The organism is Paraferrimonas sedimenticola (assembly GCF_002282855.1).
Taxonomy (GTDB): Bacteria; Pseudomonadota; Gammaproteobacteria; order Enterobacterales; family Shewanellaceae; genus Paraferrimonas; species Paraferrimonas sedimenticola.
This window is the reverse complement of sequence record NZ_NRIR01000022.1, coordinates 1-1,070: the sequence shown is the minus strand read 5'-3', so window position 1 is coordinate 1,070 and position 1,070 is coordinate 1. Positions and strand designations below refer to the sequence as shown.

The 1,070-nt window shown below is 50.3% G+C and carries 1 protein-coding gene; it reads left to right on the top strand.

Annotated features, from left to right (window positions below; genetic code table 11):
- Positions 1 to 1,031 (top strand): IS3 family transposase gene (locus CLC93_RS17560; RefSeq protein ID WP_095507288.1). Its coding sequence is split into 2 segments (ribosomal slippage), with 1,032 coding nucleotides annotated over them: positions 1 to 208 and positions 208 to 1,031; the frame shifts between segments, so codons are not numbered across the junction. This gene is flagged as partial in the annotation.
- Positions 1,032 to 1,070: the final 39 nt, after the last annotated feature.

Genomic DNA, 1,070 nt, shown 5'->3' with positions numbered 1-1,070 from the left:
AAACAAGCTGAGCAAGGGACTCCCGTCCAAGACCTATGCCGCGAGCATGGTGTTAGCAGTGCCTGCTTCTACCGCTGGCGCTCTAAGTTTGGCGGTATGGACGCTTCACTCATGGCTCGATTAAAAGAGCTTGAAGCGGAAAACCGCCGTCTCAAGAAGATGTACGCCGAAGAGCGCTTAAAAGCGGAAGTCATTTCCGAAGCCATGCAAAAAAAGTGGTAAAGCCCCGTGAGCGGCGCAAGCTCGCTCAGGGTTCGGTGGCGAACCACAACCTCAGTATTCGAAAAGCCTGTCGCTGGTTTGGTGTCAGCGAAACCTGTTATCGCTATCAGGCAAAGTTAAGCGACGAGAACGCTTTCATCGCTCAAAAGCTTGTCGAGCTTACCGATGATGATAACGATTGGGGCTTTGGGCTCTGCTTCGCCTTCCTTCGCAATGTTGAAGGATACCCCTGGAATCATAAACGCGTTTATCGCATCTATTGCGAACTGGCATTGAACTTACGTATCCGCCCCAGACGTCGGTTAAACCGGCACAAGCCTGAGTCGCTGAAAGAGCCCACAAGACCCAATCAGGTCTGGTCTATCGACTTTATGCACGATCAACTTTTTGATGGCCGGACGTTTCGATTATTCAACGTCATTGACGATTATCGCCGCGAAGGGTTAATCAGTGAGCCAGACTTTTCCTTCTCGGGCGAACGTGTGATACGGGAACTCAACAGGCTTTTGGAGTACCGAGAGAAGCCGGGAGTCATACGGTGTGACAACGGTAGCGAGTTCATCAGCCACGCCTTTACTCGTTGGGCTAAAGAGCTTGGTATACGCATTGAATACATCCAGCCAGGTAAGCCTCAGCAGAACGCTTATATCGAACGACACAATCGAACAGTTCGATATTCTTGGCTAAGCAAGCACTTGTTTGACGACCTTGAACAAGTGCGAGAGTTCGCGACTCGGTGGCTTTGGTTTTACAATCATAGGCGGCCACATACAGCGAACAATGGCAGACCGCCATTACTGGCGGCCTAACTTCTACTTTTAACTTCGGTTAAAAATGGGAGGATTACC